Source organism: Mucilaginibacter polytrichastri (genome assembly GCF_001911425.1).
Classification (GTDB): domain Bacteria; phylum Bacteroidota; class Bacteroidia; order Sphingobacteriales; family Sphingobacteriaceae; genus Mucilaginibacter; species Mucilaginibacter polytrichastri.
The window spans coordinates 3,425,170-3,445,332 of record NZ_MPPL01000001.1; the positions used below are offsets into that span (position 1 = coordinate 3,425,170).

At 40.4% G+C, this 20,163-nt stretch carries 19 protein-coding genes; 2 read left to right on the forward strand and 17 right to left on the reverse strand.

Translation table 11 applies throughout. The features are described 5' to 3' along the window. Window positions 1-2,003, forward strand: a 2,003-nt coding sequence (locus RG47T_RS14455; RefSeq protein WP_216351060.1) for an OmpA family protein, incomplete at its 5' end; no start/stop codon positions are given. Between the two features lie 430 nt (window positions 2,004-2,433). On the opposite strand, the gene RG47T_RS14460 is transcribed toward RG47T_RS14455, so the two are convergent. The 17 genes from RG47T_RS14460 to tssO (RG47T_RS14540) all read right to left on the reverse strand — a co-directional run bounded on the left by RG47T_RS14460 (window position 2,434) and on the right by tssO (RG47T_RS14540) (window position 19,513). Then, window positions 2,434-2,736 carry a hypothetical protein gene (locus RG47T_RS14460; RefSeq protein WP_074490129.1) on the reverse strand — a complete coding sequence of 101 codons (303 nt, stop codon included), beginning with the start codon at window positions 2,734-2,736 and terminating at the stop codon, window positions 2,434-2,436. A 5-nt stretch (window positions 2,737-2,741) separates the two neighbouring features. Continuing rightward, on the reverse strand, window positions 2,742-3,314 hold the full coding sequence (locus RG47T_RS14465; RefSeq protein ID WP_074490130.1) for a hypothetical protein: 573 nt from the start codon (window positions 3,312-3,314) through the stop codon (window positions 2,742-2,744). Window positions 3,315-3,331: 17 nt separating this feature from the next. Continuing rightward, the gene (locus tag RG47T_RS14470) at window positions 3,332-4,537 is read right to left on the reverse strand and encodes a hypothetical protein (protein ID WP_074490131.1); all 1,206 of its coding nucleotides are present in this window, start codon (window positions 4,535-4,537) and stop codon (window positions 3,332-3,334) included. Next, window positions 4,512-5,549 carry a hypothetical protein gene (locus tag RG47T_RS14475; RefSeq protein WP_074490132.1) on the reverse strand — a complete coding sequence of 346 codons (1,038 nt, stop codon included), beginning with the start codon at window positions 5,547-5,549 and terminating at the stop codon, window positions 4,512-4,514. Before RG47T_RS14475 ends, RG47T_RS14470 begins: the two co-directional genes overlap by 26 nt. Window positions 5,550-5,571: 22 nt before the next feature. Beyond that, the gene (locus RG47T_RS14480; RefSeq protein ID WP_074490133.1) at window positions 5,572-7,326 is read right to left on the reverse strand and encodes a type VI secretion system Vgr family protein; all 1,755 of its coding nucleotides are present in this window, start codon (window positions 7,324-7,326) and stop codon (window positions 5,572-5,574) included. 85 nt (window positions 7,327-7,411) lie between these two features. Beyond that, a complete protein-coding gene (locus tag RG47T_RS14485; RefSeq protein ID WP_074490134.1) occupies window positions 7,412-7,978 on the reverse strand; it encodes a hypothetical protein in 567 nt (188 codons plus the stop codon). A gap of 4 nt (window positions 7,979-7,982) precedes the next feature. Beyond that, on the reverse strand, window positions 7,983-8,750 hold the full coding sequence (locus RG47T_RS14490; RefSeq protein ID WP_074490135.1) for a hypothetical protein: 768 nt from the start codon (window positions 8,748-8,750) through the stop codon (window positions 7,983-7,985). Window positions 8,751-8,956: 206 nt separating this feature from the next. After that, window positions 8,957-9,349 carry a type VI secretion system tube protein TssD gene (gene tssD, locus RG47T_RS14495; protein WP_074489661.1) on the reverse strand — a complete coding sequence of 131 codons (393 nt, stop codon included), beginning with the start codon at window positions 9,347-9,349 and terminating at the stop codon, window positions 8,957-8,959. 87 nt (window positions 9,350-9,436) lie between these two features. Continuing rightward, window positions 9,437-9,841, reverse strand: a complete 405-nt coding sequence (gene tssD / locus RG47T_RS14500; RefSeq protein ID WP_074490136.1) for a type VI secretion system tube protein TssD — start codon at window positions 9,839-9,841, stop codon at window positions 9,437-9,439. 121 nt (window positions 9,842-9,962) lie between these two features. Beyond that, window positions 9,963-10,565, reverse strand: coding sequence for an NAD(P)H-dependent oxidoreductase (locus tag RG47T_RS14505; RefSeq protein ID WP_139235684.1), 603 nt, complete (start codon window positions 10,563-10,565; stop codon window positions 9,963-9,965). An 81-nt stretch (window positions 10,566-10,646) separates the two neighbouring features. Further along, complete coding sequence (locus tag RG47T_RS14510) at window positions 10,647-12,035, reverse strand: DUF5458 family protein (protein ID WP_074490138.1); 1,389 nt, start codon at window positions 12,033-12,035, stop codon at window positions 10,647-10,649. 30 nt (window positions 12,036-12,065) lie between these two features. After that, entirely contained in the window at window positions 12,066-12,506 is a 441-nt protein-coding gene (locus RG47T_RS14515; protein ID WP_074490139.1) for a type VI secretion system contractile sheath small subunit, read from the reverse strand. Between the two features lie 97 nt (window positions 12,507-12,603). Then, window positions 12,604-15,081, reverse strand: coding sequence for an ATP-dependent Clp protease ATP-binding subunit (locus tag RG47T_RS14520; protein ID WP_074490140.1), 2,478 nt, complete (start codon window positions 15,079-15,081; stop codon window positions 12,604-12,606). Between the two features lie 21 nt (window positions 15,082-15,102). Continuing rightward, window positions 15,103-17,478: a type VI secretion system protein TssR domain-containing protein gene (gene tssR, locus RG47T_RS14525; RefSeq protein WP_074490141.1), complete on the reverse strand. Its 2,376-nt coding sequence runs from the start codon at window positions 17,476-17,478 to the stop codon at window positions 15,103-15,105. A gap of 19 nt (window positions 17,479-17,497) precedes the next feature. Continuing rightward, on the reverse strand, window positions 17,498-18,457 hold the full coding sequence (locus RG47T_RS14530; RefSeq protein ID WP_074490142.1) for a PKD domain-containing protein: 960 nt from the start codon (window positions 18,455-18,457) through the stop codon (window positions 17,498-17,500). A gap of 40 nt (window positions 18,458-18,497) precedes the next feature. Beyond that, complete coding sequence (gene tssO / locus RG47T_RS14535; protein WP_074490143.1) at window positions 18,498-18,989, reverse strand: type VI secretion system TssO; 492 nt, start codon at window positions 18,987-18,989, stop codon at window positions 18,498-18,500. Between the two features lie 5 nt (window positions 18,990-18,994). Further along, window positions 18,995-19,513 (reverse strand): type VI secretion system TssO, encoded by a 519-nt coding sequence (tssO, locus tag RG47T_RS14540; RefSeq protein WP_074490144.1) that lies wholly within the window; start codon window positions 19,511-19,513, stop codon window positions 18,995-18,997. 211 nt (window positions 19,514-19,724) lie between these two features. Between tssO (RG47T_RS14540) and RG47T_RS14545 the strand changes: the two genes are divergently transcribed. Then, window positions 19,725-20,159 carry a GPW/gp25 family protein gene (locus RG47T_RS14545; RefSeq protein WP_074490145.1) on the forward strand — a complete coding sequence of 145 codons (435 nt, stop codon included), beginning with the start codon at window positions 19,725-19,727 and terminating at the stop codon, window positions 20,157-20,159. Window positions 20,160-20,163 lie beyond the last annotated feature (4 nt).

Sequence of the window (20,163 nt, forward strand, 5' to 3'; positions counted from 1 at the left end):
ATTTAGAGGCGCAGGAAATGATTGCCGACAGCTATCGTAATATTAAAGATTACAGCAAAGCCGATTACTGGTATACCCAACTCACCCAGGCACCAACCATTAAACCACAATGGGCTTTATATTATGCCGAAGTGCTGGCCAACAAGCAAGATTATACAGGCTCAGAAAAATGGTATCAGAAATACCTGGAACTGGTAACTACCGATAACCGGGCTGCTGCATTTGCAAAAGTTTACCCGCAGGTAGATGGCTTTTTACGTAACCGTAAAGATTGGAGCATCTCCTATCTCAATATCAATACAGCAGCATCAGAATATTCGCCGTTGTATTATAAAAAGGGGCTAATATTTGCCAGCAACCGCAAAATGGGTGTGCTTAGCAAAAAGGTTTTCGGCTGGGATCAAACTCCTTTTAGCGATTTGTATGAGGTAAAAAATAGGCAAGATATTAAAGCCGTTAACCTGGACAGCCTTAAAACTGCTTTGAAAAAAGACACCAAAATAAAAGGCAAAAGATACAAAGAGAACGACGACGACACCCCGCCTACTGCCAACGACTCCCAAACCCAGGGCAACTACAATCCCAAGTTTTTGCAGGATACCATTGGCGATTATCTGAGTGCAAAAGTTGCGGCTGATCCGGTAATGGGCAATGTAAATTCGCCATATCATGAAGGTTCGGCAACCCTCCTTCCCGATGGCTCTTTAATGTTTACCCGTAACAATTATTTTAAGGGTAAATACAACGAAAGTAAAGATGGCGTAAACAAGCTAAAAATCTTCACCGCAAAAGCACCCAAATGGGAAATTATAGAGCCATTTCCGTATAATAATGACCAATATTCTACAGGGCATCCTTCCTTAAATAAGGAAGGAACTATATTGATCTTTGCATCAGATAAGCCCGGTGGTTACGGCGGTACCGACCTTTATTATTGCAAACGCGCCACTACTAACAGCGAATGGGAAACGCCGGTTAATATGGGCCCAATAATTAATACCGAAGGCAATGAATTATTCCCAACTTTATATAAGGATAGCACCCTTTACTTCTCTTCAACCGGGCACCCGGGTTTGGGCGGGCTGGATGTTTTCCAAGTGGCCTTAAGCAATTTGAAACCATTGCATGCCCCCATTAACCTGGGTTCGCCTATCAACTCATCGGTCGACGATTTTGGCTTGATCAGAAGCGAGGATGGGAAGCATGGCTTCTTTAGCAGCAACCGTAATGGCAACGACGATATCTACAGTTTCTTACATAACGACTTCGAAATTAAACTGCATGGTACCATTGTGGATGCGCATACCAATGAACCTATTTGCTACAGCACCGCACTGCTAAAGCCTTACGGCCTTAAAGACCTGGAACCGGACATGCCTTGTAGCTTTGGCAGCTTGCTGCAGCCAGAAACAGATTATCATGTAACTGCTACTAACTATGGCTACAGCACTGCCGTGGCCAATTTTAGCACCAGGGGCATCCATAAGGACACTACTATAAATATTGTGCTTAAAATTACCGGCCTCAAACGGCCGTTTGATCTGGACAAGGAAACCAGCGCATCCACCTTTAATTGCGATTCGCTGAAGAAAACACTGACCATCGACAAGATCTATTACGATCTGGATAAATCGTTTATCCGCCCCGATGCCCAGGTGCAGTTAGCCAAACTGATTAAACTGCTTAATGAGCAGCCGGATCTAAAATTGCTGATAGCCAGCTATTGCGACAGCCGCGAATCAAAAGCATACAATATGGCGCTCTCGCTCCGCAGATCGCAGGCGGCAAAAGACTATTTGGTAGCCAATGGCATTGATGCTGCAAGGATATATACCGAACATTTTGGCGAAAACAACCTTGTAAATGATTGCCCGGATGGGGTACCCTGTACTGAAGCCGAGCAACAGCTAAACCGTCGTTCGGAGTTCTCCATTATTAAAAGCGGTAAAAAGGTGTTAAGCATGGATTGCAAATGGATAGAAAGAGCTTTTGATAACAGGTAATTAGCATAGAAAATATTTTTATTAAAGATGGCCTTAGCTTAATACTGAGGCCACTTTAATTGGTTTAAATTCCAACTTACCAAAACGCTTCTTAAAATCCTCTTTAGGCATCATATAAGTAAGATACAGGCTTACTTTCCATTTCCCTGGGCTTACCAGTAAACATTGAGCATTAATATGAAAGCCAAACCAAAAATATAGTTAAAAGATATAATGGTATTTTAGGTAAAAGCTGTTTATTGAACACCATAGGGAAACCGTTGTATAACACTAATAAACCGGTAAATAATAAGGCGAGGCTATAAAAAGCGTGATAAGCATAAAAATAAAATAGCTGCAACAACCCCTCATTTTTATTAATATAAAATATTGGATAATAATTAAACCCAATCTGATCTTTACTGGCGAATAATGGGGTTGCTTTTCTTACCTAGCTACTGAATGTATAAAACTTAACATTATCGCCGTTGTGGACATTATTCATTCCGGCATCATAAAACCTATTCTCATATTGCTGATAATACCGGTTACTATCGTTAAGCAGTTTGATTGTTAAATGGGTATGTTTTCCAGCATCAACATCTATTAATGACACTCGGCCTTGTACAACATGCAAATTGACATATGAAAATATTACACTAACCACAACCACCAATAATGCTGCTATAAATAATGCAACACTAACAAATAAAGCTTTATCGGCCTTCCAATTTCTTGATATAAGATCAATCATTTAAGTTATATCATTATCCAGGCCATTATTAATGTCCAAATTATGATAGGAATTTTTATAGCCCAGCCCGCCTGTATAAAAATATAAAACCCATTATATAATATCAGTACCCAGGAAAATGCAACGATTAAAGACAGGATTAGATTATCATAAATATAATAATAGAATACATCTAATATTCCGGCGCTTTGTTTATTGATATTAAATACAGGATAATACAGAAAACTTGACTGGTCACCTGAACTACTAATCGCAGCATGTTTTTTTTCAGGAGTATTAAACGTGTATAATGTAATGCTATCATTTTTATGAAGATTTTCGATTGCCGGGTCATAAAATCTTTTTCCATAAACCTGATAATATATTCGCTTGTCGCCTGTTAGTTTTAAGGTTAAGTAAGTATGCTTTTGGCGATCTACATCAACCGATGCAACACGGCCATTAATATGCTGCATATTAAAATAAGCATAAATAGTATAAAATAAAATTACAAAAATCACTATGGTATATATAAGAGAACCAATTACCAATGGTCGGTTTGCCTTCCATTGATCATATGTAGATATTGAATCAGTCATTTTAAAGTTATGTACTATTATTTTTGTGCGTAAACGCCAAGTGCCTTTTTTGCTTCAGCTTCTGCATCAATTGAATCGTCATATAAATTTCTTTGCATCTTCTCTGTAATAAGATTACTAATAAGTTCGGTTAAGGTAGCCGCCCAGAAAAGTTTTCCTGGGCTTGTCTTAAGGCTAAACCCGTCTAAAAACCTGGAACCACTTTCTTTTATATTTTTCAATTGTTCACCTCTATATCCCTTAACTCCTTCAGTATTTTTCAAATCTTTTATTTGCTTTGCTTCCAGATCTCTCCTGAGCTTAAGGTATTCTTTATTACTTAACTTACCATTATCCCTGGCTATTTTTGCAGCCTTTTTTGGGTCATTTTTCAACAATCCCCCATTACGACCAGTATTACTTGATAAACTCTCGTCAACCTTTTCATCAATAATATTTTGCTTATCCTCACTAAGCTCTTTAGCTTTAGTTATAGTCTCAACGGTATTTTCATCGCCAGTCATTTTGGGAGTTACGTAAGACAGATCTTTGGCTTCTCCTCCTTCTTCATGATGTAACGGACTTTCTTCCTCTTCTTTGCTTAATTTGCCATAATAAGCATCTTTAATTGCATCTTCACCTGTGCTAACACCTACACCTATCAGATAACCTACTCCAAAACCGCTGGCAACGGTGCCAAAACTTGCTTGGGCCGCAATACTTGCAACCGCAAAGCCACCGGCAAAATATCCGCCCACCGCCGACATAAATATTTCAGTTATTGCCTTATCCCGAAATATTTCCGCCTGCCTTGAGGCTATCTTTTCATCATAGACGGGGATAATGGTTCCACCGATCGGGCAGCTGAAATACGATTTATCTGTAAGTAAATTTTTCTTTTTCTCTTTGCCTATAAATGCTGTAGGATGCGGATTTTTCCACCCTCCGCTATTAAATAAGTTTACAATAAAGCACATGCTTAAACTTGCTAAACCAGCTATTAAAGCCACACCAATTATAAACGCCAAGCTACCGCCAGATGCAAAAATTGCAGCGGCAACAAAAGCACCTACTATCAAAGCATATTTACATATAAAATCTCCAAATCGATCGTCAATAGTTGCTATTTTACGGTTCTTACTATCATTGAAAACGGTGAGTTGACTAATAACTTCAAGCTCAGTCTTCCGCATCCCGCTACTGCATACCAGGTATGTTTTACTCGGTAATATTGCTTTTTTCATCACTTAACTGTTTTATAGTGCAATCCATAAACATCACTATACTTCCTGCTTGCTCTAATACTGTCATTCCTAATGTTTTTATCCAACCGGTATCAACATCAGCCTCAATCTTGGTACTGTAATCGTATGAGTAATCATCAAATTCAACTTTGGCAAACGGATAATTTTCTTTGTATAACTTTTTTAATTTCCCGGTGTCAAAGCTTCTGCTTTCTATGGCCTGAATTTCCAACTGATAATTATTATTATTGTTAGTATATCTCTTTACTTTACCATAAACCTCCAGAGGAATTACCTCATCTTTAAATATTGTAGAATTTTTTAGCTGAGGTTTCAAATCGTAAGTTTCCTGTATTTGGTATTCTTTCCAGTACCCACAAAAAAACATCGGATACAAAGTATGTCCCTTATTAATAAAGGATACCATATCAAAATCTTTTAGATATTCATCGTCACCACCCTGAAGTATTAATTTTTGTTCTTCTGGCTTAAACGTGTTAAACATCCTGTCCCTCTGCAAATCGGCCTTTACCTGCAGCCACTTTTCTTTTAATTCATCCTTATTTAAAACATTTATTATTAAGCCAGAATTATCAATCTTTAGTATAATTTTATCTTTAACACTGGCAATATTTTTAAGCATGGCATTGTAACTGGCAAATTGCTCAATACTATTATCTAAATAGGTATTTTGCACACTTATTTCAGCAACAGAATATCGATTATCTTTTTCAATAATTGCTATAGTAAAATCAGTCATTGTAGATGATTTGCTTACCACCACATGATCGATCTTAAATAATGAAACAGCCTCGCAACGATATTTATCTGACCCTGCTTGTCTCAATCCAGCAAAGAGATGTTCAGAAGGCGTATTTTGTTTAGTCTCCTGATTTGATAGATTTGTTGTTTCTGTTGACGAAAAGCTCCACTTTTTCAAATCGGGCTTTGCTGATGCCTTTTCGAAATAATTGGAAGTTGAATTATCCTGGTTAATTTGGTCGTTATTCATTAGTCAGTTCTTATTGTTTAACTTAATTAATATCTACTTCTTTACCATTAATGATTATACCTGCGGTTGTCAATACAATCGAACTTCCTCCGCATTGTATAGTTATTTTTTGGTTTGCAGAGATTAAGATCGATCCACTTTTTTGGGTAATATTTATGCCATTTCCATCGCTTGTAAGCGCAACTTCATGTTCTGCGGCAATACCAATAGTACCCGGCCCGCTTTGCATTACAATGGCATTTTTACCGGTCTTATTACTTATAATGCTGGCTGCAGTGGCTTCAATAGTGCCATTAGGCTCATTAACATGTATCATATTTGACAATGATGTTGCCAATGATAATGCATGCTCAGCATCATCAAACTTAAGGTGGCTCCCCTTACGCGACATCATACCTTTAATATTACTATTGGTAAAACCGCCGCTATCCACATTATTACTATGGTAAACGCTGCCCATTACTACAGGGCGTGCAATGTTACCTTCTTCAAATGCTATTATAACCTGGTCGCCTTTTTCTGGTACTACTAAAAAGCCACGGTTTTTACCGGTATCGCCATGCCCGGCATTGGGGCTCATTACCCGTAGCCATTCGGTAGGGTCATTGGCGGTGCATTGCCATTTAAACTGCACTTTAATACGCCCTTGCTTTTGTGGATCGTCATTATCAAGCACGGTGGCCAGCTGCATATCTGGCGAGGGTTTTCCCAGATGCTTTACGGGTAGTTTTTCAGAATCGGCAGATACGCCCTCGAAAGTGTTATGGTAATGCCCCACACCATCTAACTGATGGTATACTGCCGTTACCAGAAACTTGCCAAAATCCTGCACCTGGAAGCCGGTATCGGCGCGCATGCTGGTACTAATGCTAACAACACAGCCCAGCTTAACCTGCGGATTATCGCCATTACCAGTGATAGACAATAGCTCTGATACCAGGGCTTTATGCTCGTCATCTACAAAAGTGTCTATCTCTTTTTGCGAATTAACCCTTACGCCCAGCGGCTCATTATATTGTTTGCTGTAAACCTGATTTGATGCCGCTATAGCATGCGACAAATCAGGCGAACCCGAGCTATTGCCAGATGGCTGCGAACTCAGTAATTCGTCCTGCTGCGAATGGTATGAAAATTTCTTGTAATTAAGCGGCGCTATCTGCATGCCATATTGCAGGCTGTGCAAATCCCGGCCGTATATTAACGGGGCTTCATCTAATTTGGCCGGTTTACCAAAGTTCAGCTTTACGCCATCATAATAAAACCACTCATGGTATTCGGCCGAGAGCCGGTTTATAAACTGAAAATCACTTTCCCGGTACTGGATAATATAATCGATAGGCGAAGTATAAGCAGGATTAATATTAAAGCTGATATCGTTTTGCGGGGCATCGGCTGTGGCCTGCTGTAATATCGTTTTCAGATCTTTGTTTAAGTAAGATCCCAGGTCGGGCCCGCGGTCAATCAATATACTGGGGCTAAAGCCGCTGATAATCACATCGCCCTGAAAGCCATGGCTTTGGGCAATTTCAACTTTGGTAATTTTGCCAATAAATTGATGTTCAAATTCTTCGCCCCGGCCAAATTGTACGGTAAGATTTTTACCGATAAATTCTTTCGATTTTTCGAGGGTTATATTATTAGTATTCTCAATCTGATCGTGGTTAAACCGTAATTGAAATGAGTGATGCTCGTTAAACCGCTGCTCGAGGCTAAAGCTCGAAAAATGCGTAATCTGAGATCCTTCTATGCTAATATCTACTTTGATCTTGGTTTCCATTTTGGTGTGTTAATTGGTAAACACTTAATAAATTACTTTACAATATCAGCGTGTTTTACTACAAGTAAATGCGCTTCCTTTAATATTAATGCCCGGTTATGTTACCGTCGCAATCAATCCATATTAATTTATAGGCCCCTTTTACAATGCCAAAATACAGGCTCTTGGTGCCACCTGTTCTGCCTTGATTGTATACTACAGCGTATATATACACTGGGGTTTTGTTATCTGTTATACTGTCAATTGGCAGGCTTTTATCATCATCTTTTTTGTTGTAGAGATAAAGACTATCTGCCGACGTGCTGGTAAGCCATGATGTTTCATCATCAAATACCTTACGGGTTATTTTTTTAAAGTTTTCGGGCGATAATCCAGCAGTATCTGTTAGCCTGGTTTCGCCTGCCGTGGGTAAGTAACAAGGGTGCAAATTGTGCAGCGGGAAATAGGTGAGCCGGTTAATAGCCTTCACATCTTTTTGCTTAACTGCTTTAGTAAATTCGGCCCAAAATGGTTTAAAGTCAGGCGTTGCAACTTTATCAGTAATTACTGCGGTAGGTTTAGCTACAGTATCTGCTGTGGTTTTTGGATGCCCGTTATTGGTACAGGCATAAAAAATACTTACAATCAATAGCCAGCCTAAAATCTTTCGCATTGCTTTAATTATAAATTATAGTTATTAAGCCCCTGGTTTCCATCCTTTTTAAAATAACAGCTGTACCCAGCTGACTGGAAACAGCTTTGGGGTAGAAATCAGATTTCCACTTGCCATCCTTTTTTGTCTCGATATACTTACCCGATTTATAGATATCAGACCCGCTCCATAAATAAGGCGAGTTCATGTTTTGATACATTTCGTAACCGAAGCCGTTATACTTTTCGAGGTTCTTTAATATCACGGGCACGTTCCAATGGTCAATCTTATCAAAACCCTCGTACTTTAAGGCATTTACAGCACTTTCATCAAACGTAAACGGAGGTTTATGATGCACCTTGGGATAACCCGGCGGAAACCTGTGTGTATAATCTTTTAGCGAATCGCCGTTAAATAAATGCTTGGAAAAATTAAAATCGCACTCGATATAATGAATGAGTGCGATAACAAACCACGGCACTCCTTTGCTATCGGCAACCGGGGCAGGTATTGTAAAGGTATTGTTTCGCAAGCCCTGGCCTTTAAGCACACTTGCTATCGAGGCCGTATCTTCCGGGTTGGCAAAACAAATTAAATTACGGGTTATGTTTGAATCAACTGCACCAACCACCTGATTACGAATACTTACATACCTGTTTTTGTTTGGTATGATCTTGTGATCGATCAGTAAATCTATCTGGGCTATTTTTTTCCCATCGAGCTTCATAGTTGAATAGAGCTTCACATACTCAGCGGGTGATAATATTTTACCTATTTTTTTACTCTTAGCCATAAAACAAACTTAACCGTGGTGATATGAGCATACTACAAGGCCGGCGCTTTATAAAAAGGTATAATAATATATTGCGAACAGGCGATGAAGGTTTCTTAATTGGCGTGATACTTTATATCTACCGGCATTAAGATATGGGGTAAAAGTATGGAGGAGTGTTAAAACTCCTCCATACTTATCCTATACAATATTTAACACTGTAGGGCTTATTTCGGCCAGTCATTTTCGTGCTCGGCATTACCAATTTTTAAGGTACGGGCCGAGATTACAAAACTTAATGACATTGGCGTATTGCCAATAATTGATAAGCCTTCATTATATTGAATGATATAACCATCCTGAAAAGAAAGTTCTTTCATTTTGGCATCTTCTTCTGATTTTTTGAAGGTGATGGTGCCGCTCAATGGTTTGTATTGGTTATTCACCATAGATTCGATTACCGAAGTATCTTCGGTAGATTCTACCTCAACCTGTATGGTACCGCCATACACGCCTGATGACGGACGACCTTTTGCGTCAACATCCCTGCTTAATGCATAACTGCATTGCAGCACGTCAAACTCTTTCGAGCCGATATTAATTCTTGCTTTAAAAGCCATGGTAGTAAAATTTAAAAAATTAATTAATCAGAGATTGCGTGCCATGCTGTTTAGCAGGCCTCAAATTCTCCTTAAATAAGCTAATGATTAGTTGGCACTTACACCCGGCCAGTCGTTCACATGCTCTGCACTGCCCAGTTTTAGCTTACGTGCAGATATGGTGAATTTGTAGCTCATTGGTGTATCACCGATGATGTTCAATCCTTCAGAATATTTCACAATGTAAGCATCCTCAAAGGTCAGCTCTTTCATTTTTGAATCTTCTTCAGATTTTTTGATCAGTAAGGTACCGGTAAGCGGTTTGTACTGATTGTTTACCATGGATTCGATCACTGAAGTGTCTTCGGTAGACTCTATTTCGATGTCAATACTGCCGCCATATACTCCTGAAGACGGGCGTCCTTTAGAGTCAACATCGCGATTTAAGGCATACGAGCAATTAAGTACATCATACTCTTTGCCCGAAAAATTTAATCTTGCTTTGAAAGCCATAACGATAAATTTTAAGGTTAGTGTTAATAATATTGAAATCGACCATCGATTCCACTTATATATTAACTACAAGCGAATACAATATATTGTTTCAAGAAAAAATAATTAATTTATACTTTTATTAAATTAACTTACTACCAAAGCTAAAAAGCTTTTTAAGCCACTTTTGGGCGTATTCATTCTCTAAGGTATAAAGATGCCCGATGGCGCTGGTATGCACAGGCTTTATGTGGCATTTTTCGAGCACGCTACGTTTTATAGACATATAGGTAGCCCGCTGGGTAGTTTGCCAGTCGTTCCATGCGGCCTCATCCAGTATAGATACAATACGGGCCGAGCGGCCACGAAAATCATTACTAAAATTGGGCTGGTTAACTACAAATACCTGGTCGGGCAAAAAGATGCGATCGAAAAAACCCTTGATCTTAAAGTTGATAGATTCTTTAAAAACCGGGCAAAATACTACAATATGACTTGCCCATTTTAACTTTTCAATGGCCTCCATCAAATCAGGCTCGGGTTCGGCAATGCGGTTGGGCAGTTGTTTGTTGGGGTTAAACTTAAGGTCGGTAATTACAATTTCCTTAACTAAAGCATCTACACTTTCGGCACCTTTACGATAGGCGGCTATGAGTGCCTGTGTAGTTTCACTTTTATTAATATCTGCATTTATTATGATTACCTGCCTCATCGCTTCGGCAAAAATAGCAGATATTAACGACAATGGTATCCCCTGTTAAACTTAAGCTAACATTAAATTAAAATAATCCCATTTCAGCAATAGAAATGGGATTATCTCAGGTTTTTATTGTTGTTTGTACTCCGAATTCCAGGTAGTACTCGCATCCTCGCCTTTATGCCCATCCAGTTTTACTACAAAACTTTTAGCCGGGAAATAAGGTGTAATATTAATGTCCAGGTGTATCCTGTCTTTCTGTTGCTCATCACGCTCAAAACGGATGATCTTAAAGCGCTCTATCAAACGATCCGGGCCTTGTATGTTATCCAAAAACTTAACAATCTGCGAACGCAGGTCTTGCTCTGTTTTAGAGTTCCAGTTTTCAAAGGCACGCCTGTTCAGGAAATCAAATAATACTTTGGTAATATAATCGAATACCCGCACTACCGAATAAGTTTGCAGACCGATATTATCGCCGTTAAATAATGTTTTGGCCGAAAACGCCATTACCTTACCATACTCGTTAACCATAGGCACTAAACCAATGCGCTCCAGGTGCGAAATTTCGCTCTTTTTCAGATCAAAACGTACGCCATCAACTTCATTTACGGCACCATGCTTTTTACCGGCTGTAACCTGCGACATTAAGGTATAATACATTTTACCGGCCAACGCAGCCGATCCTGGTACATATAGGTCATCTTCCTCGCCTACCTCGGCAACTTTGCCGCGGCCAACCATCCAGTTACAGGTCATGATAGTGTTTGATTTAAAAGCATCGCCACCAGTTAAGTTGGCTGATGTAAATAAATCGATCACATCATCGGGCTGGTCCAGATCGGCAAAATCTGTTACCAGCATTACCTTGTTATCAAAGGCGATTTTAGACCAGCGCTCTACCACTTTGTTCGAACCCAGGTATCCGGGCACAACCATGATAGAATAATTTTGGCGCAGATCTAAACGATCATAATTTTGTTTAAGCTCATTACCCACGTATTCAATAAAACGGGGGTTATCCAGTTCTTTTAACTGATCCAGGCTGGCATTCATCAACACCACATTTTTAAGCTTATCGGCCTCGGTGTTTTTATAAAATAAATGCAGTGAGCGGTAAGCCTGCTCCAACTCGCGGGTACTTTGCAGTACCGTGTGTACGTTTGTATTCAGGTTTTCTTCTGCCGACTGAAGCTTTTCGGCGCTTTTTTCAACCATTTCGCCAACAGAGCCGCCGGTTTCAAGGGCTTCAATCCATTGGTTTAGTTTTTGCTTAAGCTCTTCACGCTCCAGCTTTTTTTCGTCATCGGTTAAAAATATTTGCTTACGCGCTTTACGTTCGGGGTTAAGGTTCTGCAAACCATCAATAGTGGTTTCCAGTAAATCAAATCCGCCAACCCTCGAAAGCTTATCGAGGCTCTCATTTAAACTAAGCGCCGGGGCAGCTGCCTTTTCTGCGGGTTTAAATCCCTGCGCAGAAGAGGTTTCGTTTAAAGCTTGTTCGTTTGGTGTTGCCATATTGGTAGGTATTTGCTATTAGGTATCGGATTATTGTTCAAGTTCTTTAACAAAGTTTTTTAGCGCGCTTACAAATGCAGCCCTTGTTTCTTCGTTGTCTAAAGTTGTTTTTAATGTTTTGTTGGTTTTAAGCTGCTTAATAATATTCAAATACATTTCGCGCTCAATATTTAGCTTACGCAGGTAACTACTTTGTTGCACCAATTTTTTAACACCAAAATCGCCCAAGCTTGCAAACTTCAGGTTTTCCATCACGGTAGACCCATCCTGCTTGTCGAGCGAAACGTTTATGTTTGGTTTATAATGTTCAAAAACTTCTTCAACTGTTTTTAAACCTTCTACCTTTTCGGGGCGCAATGGCTCGTTATCAGTTAGTTTTTGAATAAACAAAGTTTTGTTAGGAGCAATTTCTCCAAATGATTCTGAGGTATCGACTTTTTTCTCGTTTCCTCCTATTTCGTAATTAAACATAGGTATGTGGGATAAGTGTAGATGTTTTAATATTTATATAATAATGCTTTTGTTATAAAATTGTTTTATTAAACAAATGGTATTAACTGTTTAGTAATTAATTAATTGCCCAGGTAAGTTCGGCTGCAGTATCCTGTTTGGTAATATTGATACTTTGCCCTTTTTTTAATTCGCCCGAAATGATATATCTTGATATCGGCCGCCTTAACTGGTTACGTATTACTCCCGATAATTGCCTTGCGCCGTATTTAGGGGTAAAGCCTCCCAGTGCCAGCATGCTTTTGGCATCATCGCTAATTGAGAAGCCAATGCCCATTTTATCCAGCGAATCTGTCAGGCTTTTTAACTGGATATCGAAGATCCGCACCACGTTTTCTTCCGAGATAGGCTTAAACGGAACAATTTCTGACAGCCTGGCTAAAAACTCGGGCCTGAAATGTTTGGCCATTACTTCCATCAGTTGGTTGGAGGTTGGCAAATGGCCCTGGCTTAGTTGTTCGGCCAGCCATTCGCTACCTATGTTGGATGTAAACAGTACCAGCGAATTAGAAAAATCACCCTCCTTACCCAGCCTGTCATGCATATGGCCTTCATCCAGGATTTGTAAAAAAATATCGAATACAGATGGGTGTGCCTTTTCGATCTCATCAAACAGCAATACCGAGTAAGGATTTTGGCGGATCTTGTTCACCAGTAAACCGCCTTCTTCGTAACCAACGTAGCCCGGAGGCGCGCCGTATAGTAAGGCAGCAGAGTGTTCTTCCTTAAATTCCGACATATCAAACCGGATCATCGCTTTTTCGTCATTAAACAAAAAGTCGGCGATTGATTTGGCCAGTTCTGTTTTACCTGTACCTGTTGGGCCCAGTAAAAAGAATGAACCTATGGGCTGGCCCTTTTTATTCAATCCGCTGCGCGATTCCAGGATGGCATCGGCCACAGCCTTTAAGGCCTGATCTTGCCCTACTACCCGTTTCTTCAAAAAACTTTCCATATTTAAAAGCCTTTCTTTTTCCTGGGCCTGTATTTTACCCAGCGGGATACCTGTTTTATAGGAAATAATGGCAGCAATATCCTGCTTATCTACCACGCTGATCTTGTCCTTTGCAAAGGCTTCCAGCAGTGGCAAATTGCGGTTAAAGTATTCTATATATTCATCTGTCGATTCAAATGCGCTCACCTGTGTTTCGTCTTCCAGCTTACCTAATAGCACTGCGCTGGTTTTGTTCTGCATCAGGTTGTACAGCCATTTATAATCGCTTATGTCGGTGGTATCAGCCTCGGCATTTTTTAGCTCATCAAATTTATCCTGAAGCTCGGTCAGGGTCATGTCTGATGTATCGTTCATCAACCTTATAGCGGCCATGGTGCGGTCCATTAAGTCGAATGCCGAATCCGGTAGCCTGCGGTCTTTCATATAGCGTTTGGCCAGGCGAACGCAATCCTGCACAGCCTCATTGCTTATCTTCAGGCTGTGGTGTTCTTCATAATAAGGCACCAGTTTTTCGAGCATTTTAATGGCGGTATCAATATCCGGCTCATTAACTTGCAACACTTCAAACCGGCGACTAAATGCCTGCTCGGGCTCTATAATTTTGCGGTACTCATCTATGGTGGTAGCGCCAATCACAGTAATTTCGCCACGGGCCAGTTCTGGCTTTAACAAATTGCCTACGCCACCGCCAATAGGGCCTTTGCTATCTAAAAGCGTATGAATCTCGTCGATAAACAGGATGGCTTTATCAAACTGCTTAATTTCGCGGAGAATATTTTTTAGCCGGTCTTCTATCTCACCCTTATAAGATGCACCGGCAATTAATGAACCCAGATCCAGTTCAAAGAGGTTCACATTAAGCAGTGATTGTGGTACCAGGTTATTTACAATATCCAGCGCAAAGCCATCAACTAAGGCCGTTTTACCCACACCTGCATCACCGGTAATAATTACATTGGGCTTGGTACGGCGGCTCAATATCTCCATAATCATCCGCGTTTCTTTATCGCGGCCAATAATGGGATCTATTTTACCCTGGCGCGCCAAATCGGTACGGTCAATACAATATTTAAGTAGTGCGGTGGTCGATTTAGAGCCAGATTCCCCCTGCTCGCCCGGTGATGATGCCGACACTGCATGCTGCACACCTTCATCCTGAATGTATACATCCAGCAGTTCTTTCTCTTTTACGGGGAATGATTTGAGCTGGCCGGCATCAAACCCAACATTGGGTTTGGTTAAGGCAACCAGCACACAAACCGGGGTAATGGCATCGAGCCCAAATTTTACCCGTACGTTATCTGTTTCTTCAAATACCAGTTTCACGGCATCATTACCCAGCATCTCATCAGGCACGGTGATAGATTGCGGGTACTCTTCCATCCGCACATCGGCCCAATCGCTGATGTAGGCTGCATCTTTGCCAATGGAGTTGAGGAAGTTTTTAAGCCCTACCTCATTATGCATTAAACCCTTGAGTAAATGCGCCGGACCAAACTCTTTATGATGGTACTCTTTGGCTAAAGATTGCGCCACCCTTACGGCTGTTCTTACAGATTCGCTTAAACTTATTACGCTCATTTTTTTAAGTGCTTATGGGGTTTAATTATTCCAGTTGGCCTGGGTTACGTAATAATAAACTTTGCCGTTAGATGTAAAATGCTGTTGCAGCAAAGCCTGTTGCTTAATGGTGTTACGGCTTTTAACAAGGTAATTGATATAGGCTTCAAACTGTTGCTGCGGCATATCGCCATCGTGTTTCAGGTCAATTACCTTGTATTTAAATAAGTCCTTTTTGCTTGGCGGGGCAACCATACCGGTGGTTTTACGGATGTAATCGCCCAGTAGCATGTTCTTGATATCAGATTTTGGCGTATCCTTTAAACCCAGGTTTTTGCGCACAATGTCAATGTAATTCTTGTACAACTTACTGCGGTAATTACCGGCATCCTGCTGTAAGTTTTCACCTATCATTAAGGAAAGCAGGTCTGACATTTGCTTGTATTCTGCCTCGTTCAATATCACCAGGTATTGCAACTGTTTAGGGTTGTCGCTTACCAATTTCGCCGGCACTTCGGCAGGTAAGTAATACTTAAACGCATTATGCGGCATATTGTCGCCAAGGCTGTCTGGCACCGGTGCTGTAAACTGTGAGTTTACAACCGATGTTACGTATCGATGTTCGCGGCCGGTTAACCTGAAAACACTATCCAGTGAATGAGTTTGCGTGTAAATATCATTCTGGGTTTCTTTCATTAAACGGGCAAGTGCGGCATCCATAGCCTGGTTGGTTTTAACCACACCCTTAGGCGGGAAAATTACAGCACCTTGGATCAAACTATTTTTTGGATAATCGAGGTAGAAAGAGATAGAGTCTGAAAGCGACACGTTAAACTGTTGCGTATTGCTTAAGCCCTCGCCTATTACCATACGGTTCTTTTTACGTTCGGCCAATAAAGCGGCAGACTCTGAAACCAGCTTGCGCGACTGGATCACAAAGTTGTTATAGATCGGGTTATAATCGCTGTAAACCTGTATGGCTAGCAAGCGTGCATCGACATTAGCCACTTCCGTAGCCATATCGTACACATTGTCAGATTCGGGGTTATTACCCGTACTACCGATGAGCACAACCAAATTGGTTTCATTTTTATGGGCATTAAACATATTTAAAGAAGTATGCAGACCTTCAAAAACGGGCTGGCTATTTGGCGCAACAACACAATTGTTGGTAACACTGGCCTGTTTATCTAAAAAGCCAATTACTTTTCTGTAATCGGTATTTAACGGCTGTTGCTCTATACCACTTGCGGTACAGTTACTGGCGCTGCGATACACCACGGCGCCATAGTTAATTTGGTTACCCTTGTTATATAATGAAAATATGTTCTCGAATGATTGTATGGTGCTGGTTAAGCCCGAAAAATAGCTTCGCATTGAACTGCCGCCATCAACTACAAATATCACGTTGATCTTATGGATATTTCTGCGGATGGACAGGTAATCTTTATAGGTTAAGTGGCCACCCTTTATATTAATAATACTATTTTGAGATTTATCGTAAACATCGGTAGCTACGCCTACTTTTAAATTACCGGTGGCATTGCTGTCGGTTGGGTAAGAGGTTACCGGCAAACTACGCAACAACGGCTGGTCAAAGTCCATCAGCGGATCAAAAACAAATGCTGTTGTAGGGCCATTAAACTGTATCGATCTATTGATAACCACAGCAGCAGAATCTTCTGCATCGTAACCGCTTTTTGCAGAACCGATGTATAACCTTTCGCCCCAGCTGTGCACCGCGTCTGATGGTACCCAGCCATAAATACTGTAAGCAGCACTATCGGCAATGAGCTGCCCTTCTGACCCAATCAATACGGTTTTACCATCGGGCGATTTTTTGAATATATATAAAAGCTGGTTAAGGGCTACTTTCGTTTTTTTATGCTCCATCTCGGGCGAGGTGTATACATAAAGCGAATCTTTTTTATCGTAATAAACACGCGGATTGATTAACGGGCCTTTGCCAGATACAATGGCAATCGCCTTTTCGGGGTAACCGCTTTGTGCGTTTACATAGGCCGACTGCCAAAGCAATACCTTGTCTTTATTAATCCAGCCGTAGCTTTGGGCTGCTTTTTTATTGGTTAGCTTACGGCCCTGTACCATACCGGCCTGATATTTAATTAGCTTAAGGTAACCGTTGCGGGCTTCGCTTACATAAAACGGCTCCATAAACTTAATTTTTTTCATTACCAGCGAACCACCCGGTGAAGTATAGGTATAGTTCTCATCACGGTCAGAGAATACAATCCAGGGTAATGATGTGCTTTTGCCATCATCATACACGTTGGTTTTATTGTTGGGTTTTTCGAAAGCGGCAGGTAAGGTGGCCACTTTTTTACTGATAGAAACCGGCGACTGTGCATTGGCCGCCAGGGTGATAAACAGGAATGTGATATAAAGTAGATTTTTCATAGCAATGCGGATAGGCTAATTATTTGATGCGTTTAGTACCATTTGATGTTGCAGAATGCTGCTTTACAGTAAGCATGCTGGAGCAGGTTGATTTAGGCTTAAGGGTAACCTGGGCTTCATCAATATTTACCCCGCCGCCAAAGGTTAAGCGCATGCAATACGAGTAAAAATCGGTTTGCTTGCTTTCCCCGTTCGATTCAACATTTACGGTTACTTTTTCGTCTCCGCAGAAGTATTTATTGACCAGATAATAATACTGGTTGTTAAAATCGGCACCATTGGCAATAGCCTGCAAGTGCGAGCGGATATCGTCAATAACCTTGGCCTCACCCTCTCCGGGTGTAACAATGGCATTAACGGTAGAATCGGGATTGGTAATTAATATTTTCTGGAACACCGGGTGTGTACTGTTATCGGTGCTCAGTTTCACAAAATAAGTACCGGGGTTATGGTAAGTATACAACGCTGTAGGGCCTTTAATATCTACCCGGCCAGTTTCGCCGAATGACCATTCGTAAATACGGGCATTGCCTTGCGCTTCCAGCCTTACTTCTTCATTAACAATACCGCGGGTAGGGCCATTAATGGTAAGCAGGGTATCTTTGGCAGCTGTGGCTACAGTGTCTTTAACATTTAGCGGAAACTGTTGCTGTAATTTACCATCAACAGTTACGCGTACAATATAGGCGCCTGGTTTTTTAAAGCGGTAAGTACCGTTTTGCTGTGTTGCCCGGTCGCCGTTGCCAAACTCCCATTGCCAGTTTTTGGCGTTGGCGGTATTGTCAGAGTAAACGAGGTCTTCGTTCAAAAATATCTCATCTTTTAAAATACGTGCGTTAATTGTTCTTTTGTCAAACAGCGAACTTTTAAACAGAAAAATAAGGCCTGCTAAGAGCATTATGCTCACAATTATGTACAGGAAAATATAGTTTTGCCTGTTGGTGTTAATTGGCCTGCCGTTGTTAAAATCGTCTTGCATGGGTAAAGGTGGTTGTGGTTGTTATACAGGATCTGGTTAATTAATGCCCCGCAGAGCCCAGGCTTTGCTGGAGCTGCCGGGTAGAAAGTTTACAATCGTCTAATAATTTATTTAAGCGGCTTATATCGTTGTAGTTACCTCTAAGCTCACGCTTATCATAAAAAAGGTTTTCATGTATTTTAGATGCATAAATGAAACACTTGTACCGGCTATCATAAGGCCTGCTGTTGTAATAGGAACGTATGGCTACAATAGAATTTTTAATATCATTTTCAAGAAACAGCGCCTGCACGTTGGGATTAAATTTTACAATGCGGGCGTAAGTGGTATCTATAGTTGGTGTGGCTTCGCCAACAGTACTTTCAAATCGTTCTTCTTCCTGCAGATGTTTGGCAAACTCGTCTTTAGATACGTTACTGCCATTATTGTAATTGTAAAATATAGCGGTGCACAGCACACCCGCTGTAAATAAAAACAGGGCCAGGAAAAATAAAAAACGTTCGCGTTTTTCTTTTAAGCTAAACTTCATCATAATATTTACCGGCCAAATCGCCCTTTAATTTTGTTTACTGCGGTGGTATTGGTTCTGTTACATGATTCGAGTTGCGAACGAAGGCTTTCTATCTGGTAACGGGTAGTAAAAAGCGAATCTTTAACATTTGCTGCTGTAGAGATATTATCGCTCAGCTTTTTATACAAGTCGAAGCTTTTTAATGGCATGGGGTTTTGCTGCAATTTGGCTTGAATTTTCAGGTTACTCTCCTGTATATCGTTCAGTAATAAATTCTGATTGTTAAGCTCATCAGCATTCATTTTGGTATACTGCGACAGTTGCTGCATGCGCTGTAAAATAATATCGAAGTTGTTGTTGATATCGTTACGGATGGTTACCAGCCTGTCCGATTCTTTAGCCTTATCATTAAGTATGGCTACTTCCCGGGTAGCTGTAATAAAGAAAAAATAGACTGCAACAATGCTGCATACTATGAGTATAAAAAAGTAAAAAATGAACTTTAAATAGGCACTTCGTAGTTCGCTGTTATTAACTGGTTTCATCAAAAAAATCTATCAATAAACGGTTTAAGTATCTCTGATAATTGATTTAGTATTACTAAGCGCCCGTTAGTTTGGCGCCCCATAAGCTGCTTTTCCTTGTGATGAGATAAACAACTTTTCAACCTGCACGAATATTAATACAACTATTTAAGAAATGAATTGTTTACAGATAACACAAATTTAAACTCACAGTTACAATTTACCTATAAATATGCCTATACCACTTTACAAAAAACCTTTCGGCATGGGGCGAATTTTACAAGGACAAGATCTTGATACACAAGATATTGGCGCTTCTATATCGCAGTACATCGAACTAATAATTTTTACCAGATATGGAGAGCACCGCTACGACCCAAATTTTGGATGCGAGATCTGGGACCTTGATTTTGAGCTCATTGTAAGCGAAAGAATGTGGGAAGAAAAGTTGCGGCAATCGCTTTTACGCTCCATTACCAAATACGAACAGCGCATTTACGACGTGCAAATTGACGCACATATTAAAGAAGTAAGCAAATTTTATCCATTAAGAAACGTAAATGAGATTAAAAAGAAAGTGGAGATTATTATTAACGGTAAAATGCAACAAACCGGCGAAAACTATACGTTTATAACATCGTTATTTCTAAGTCCTTTATCAGCCTAAACTT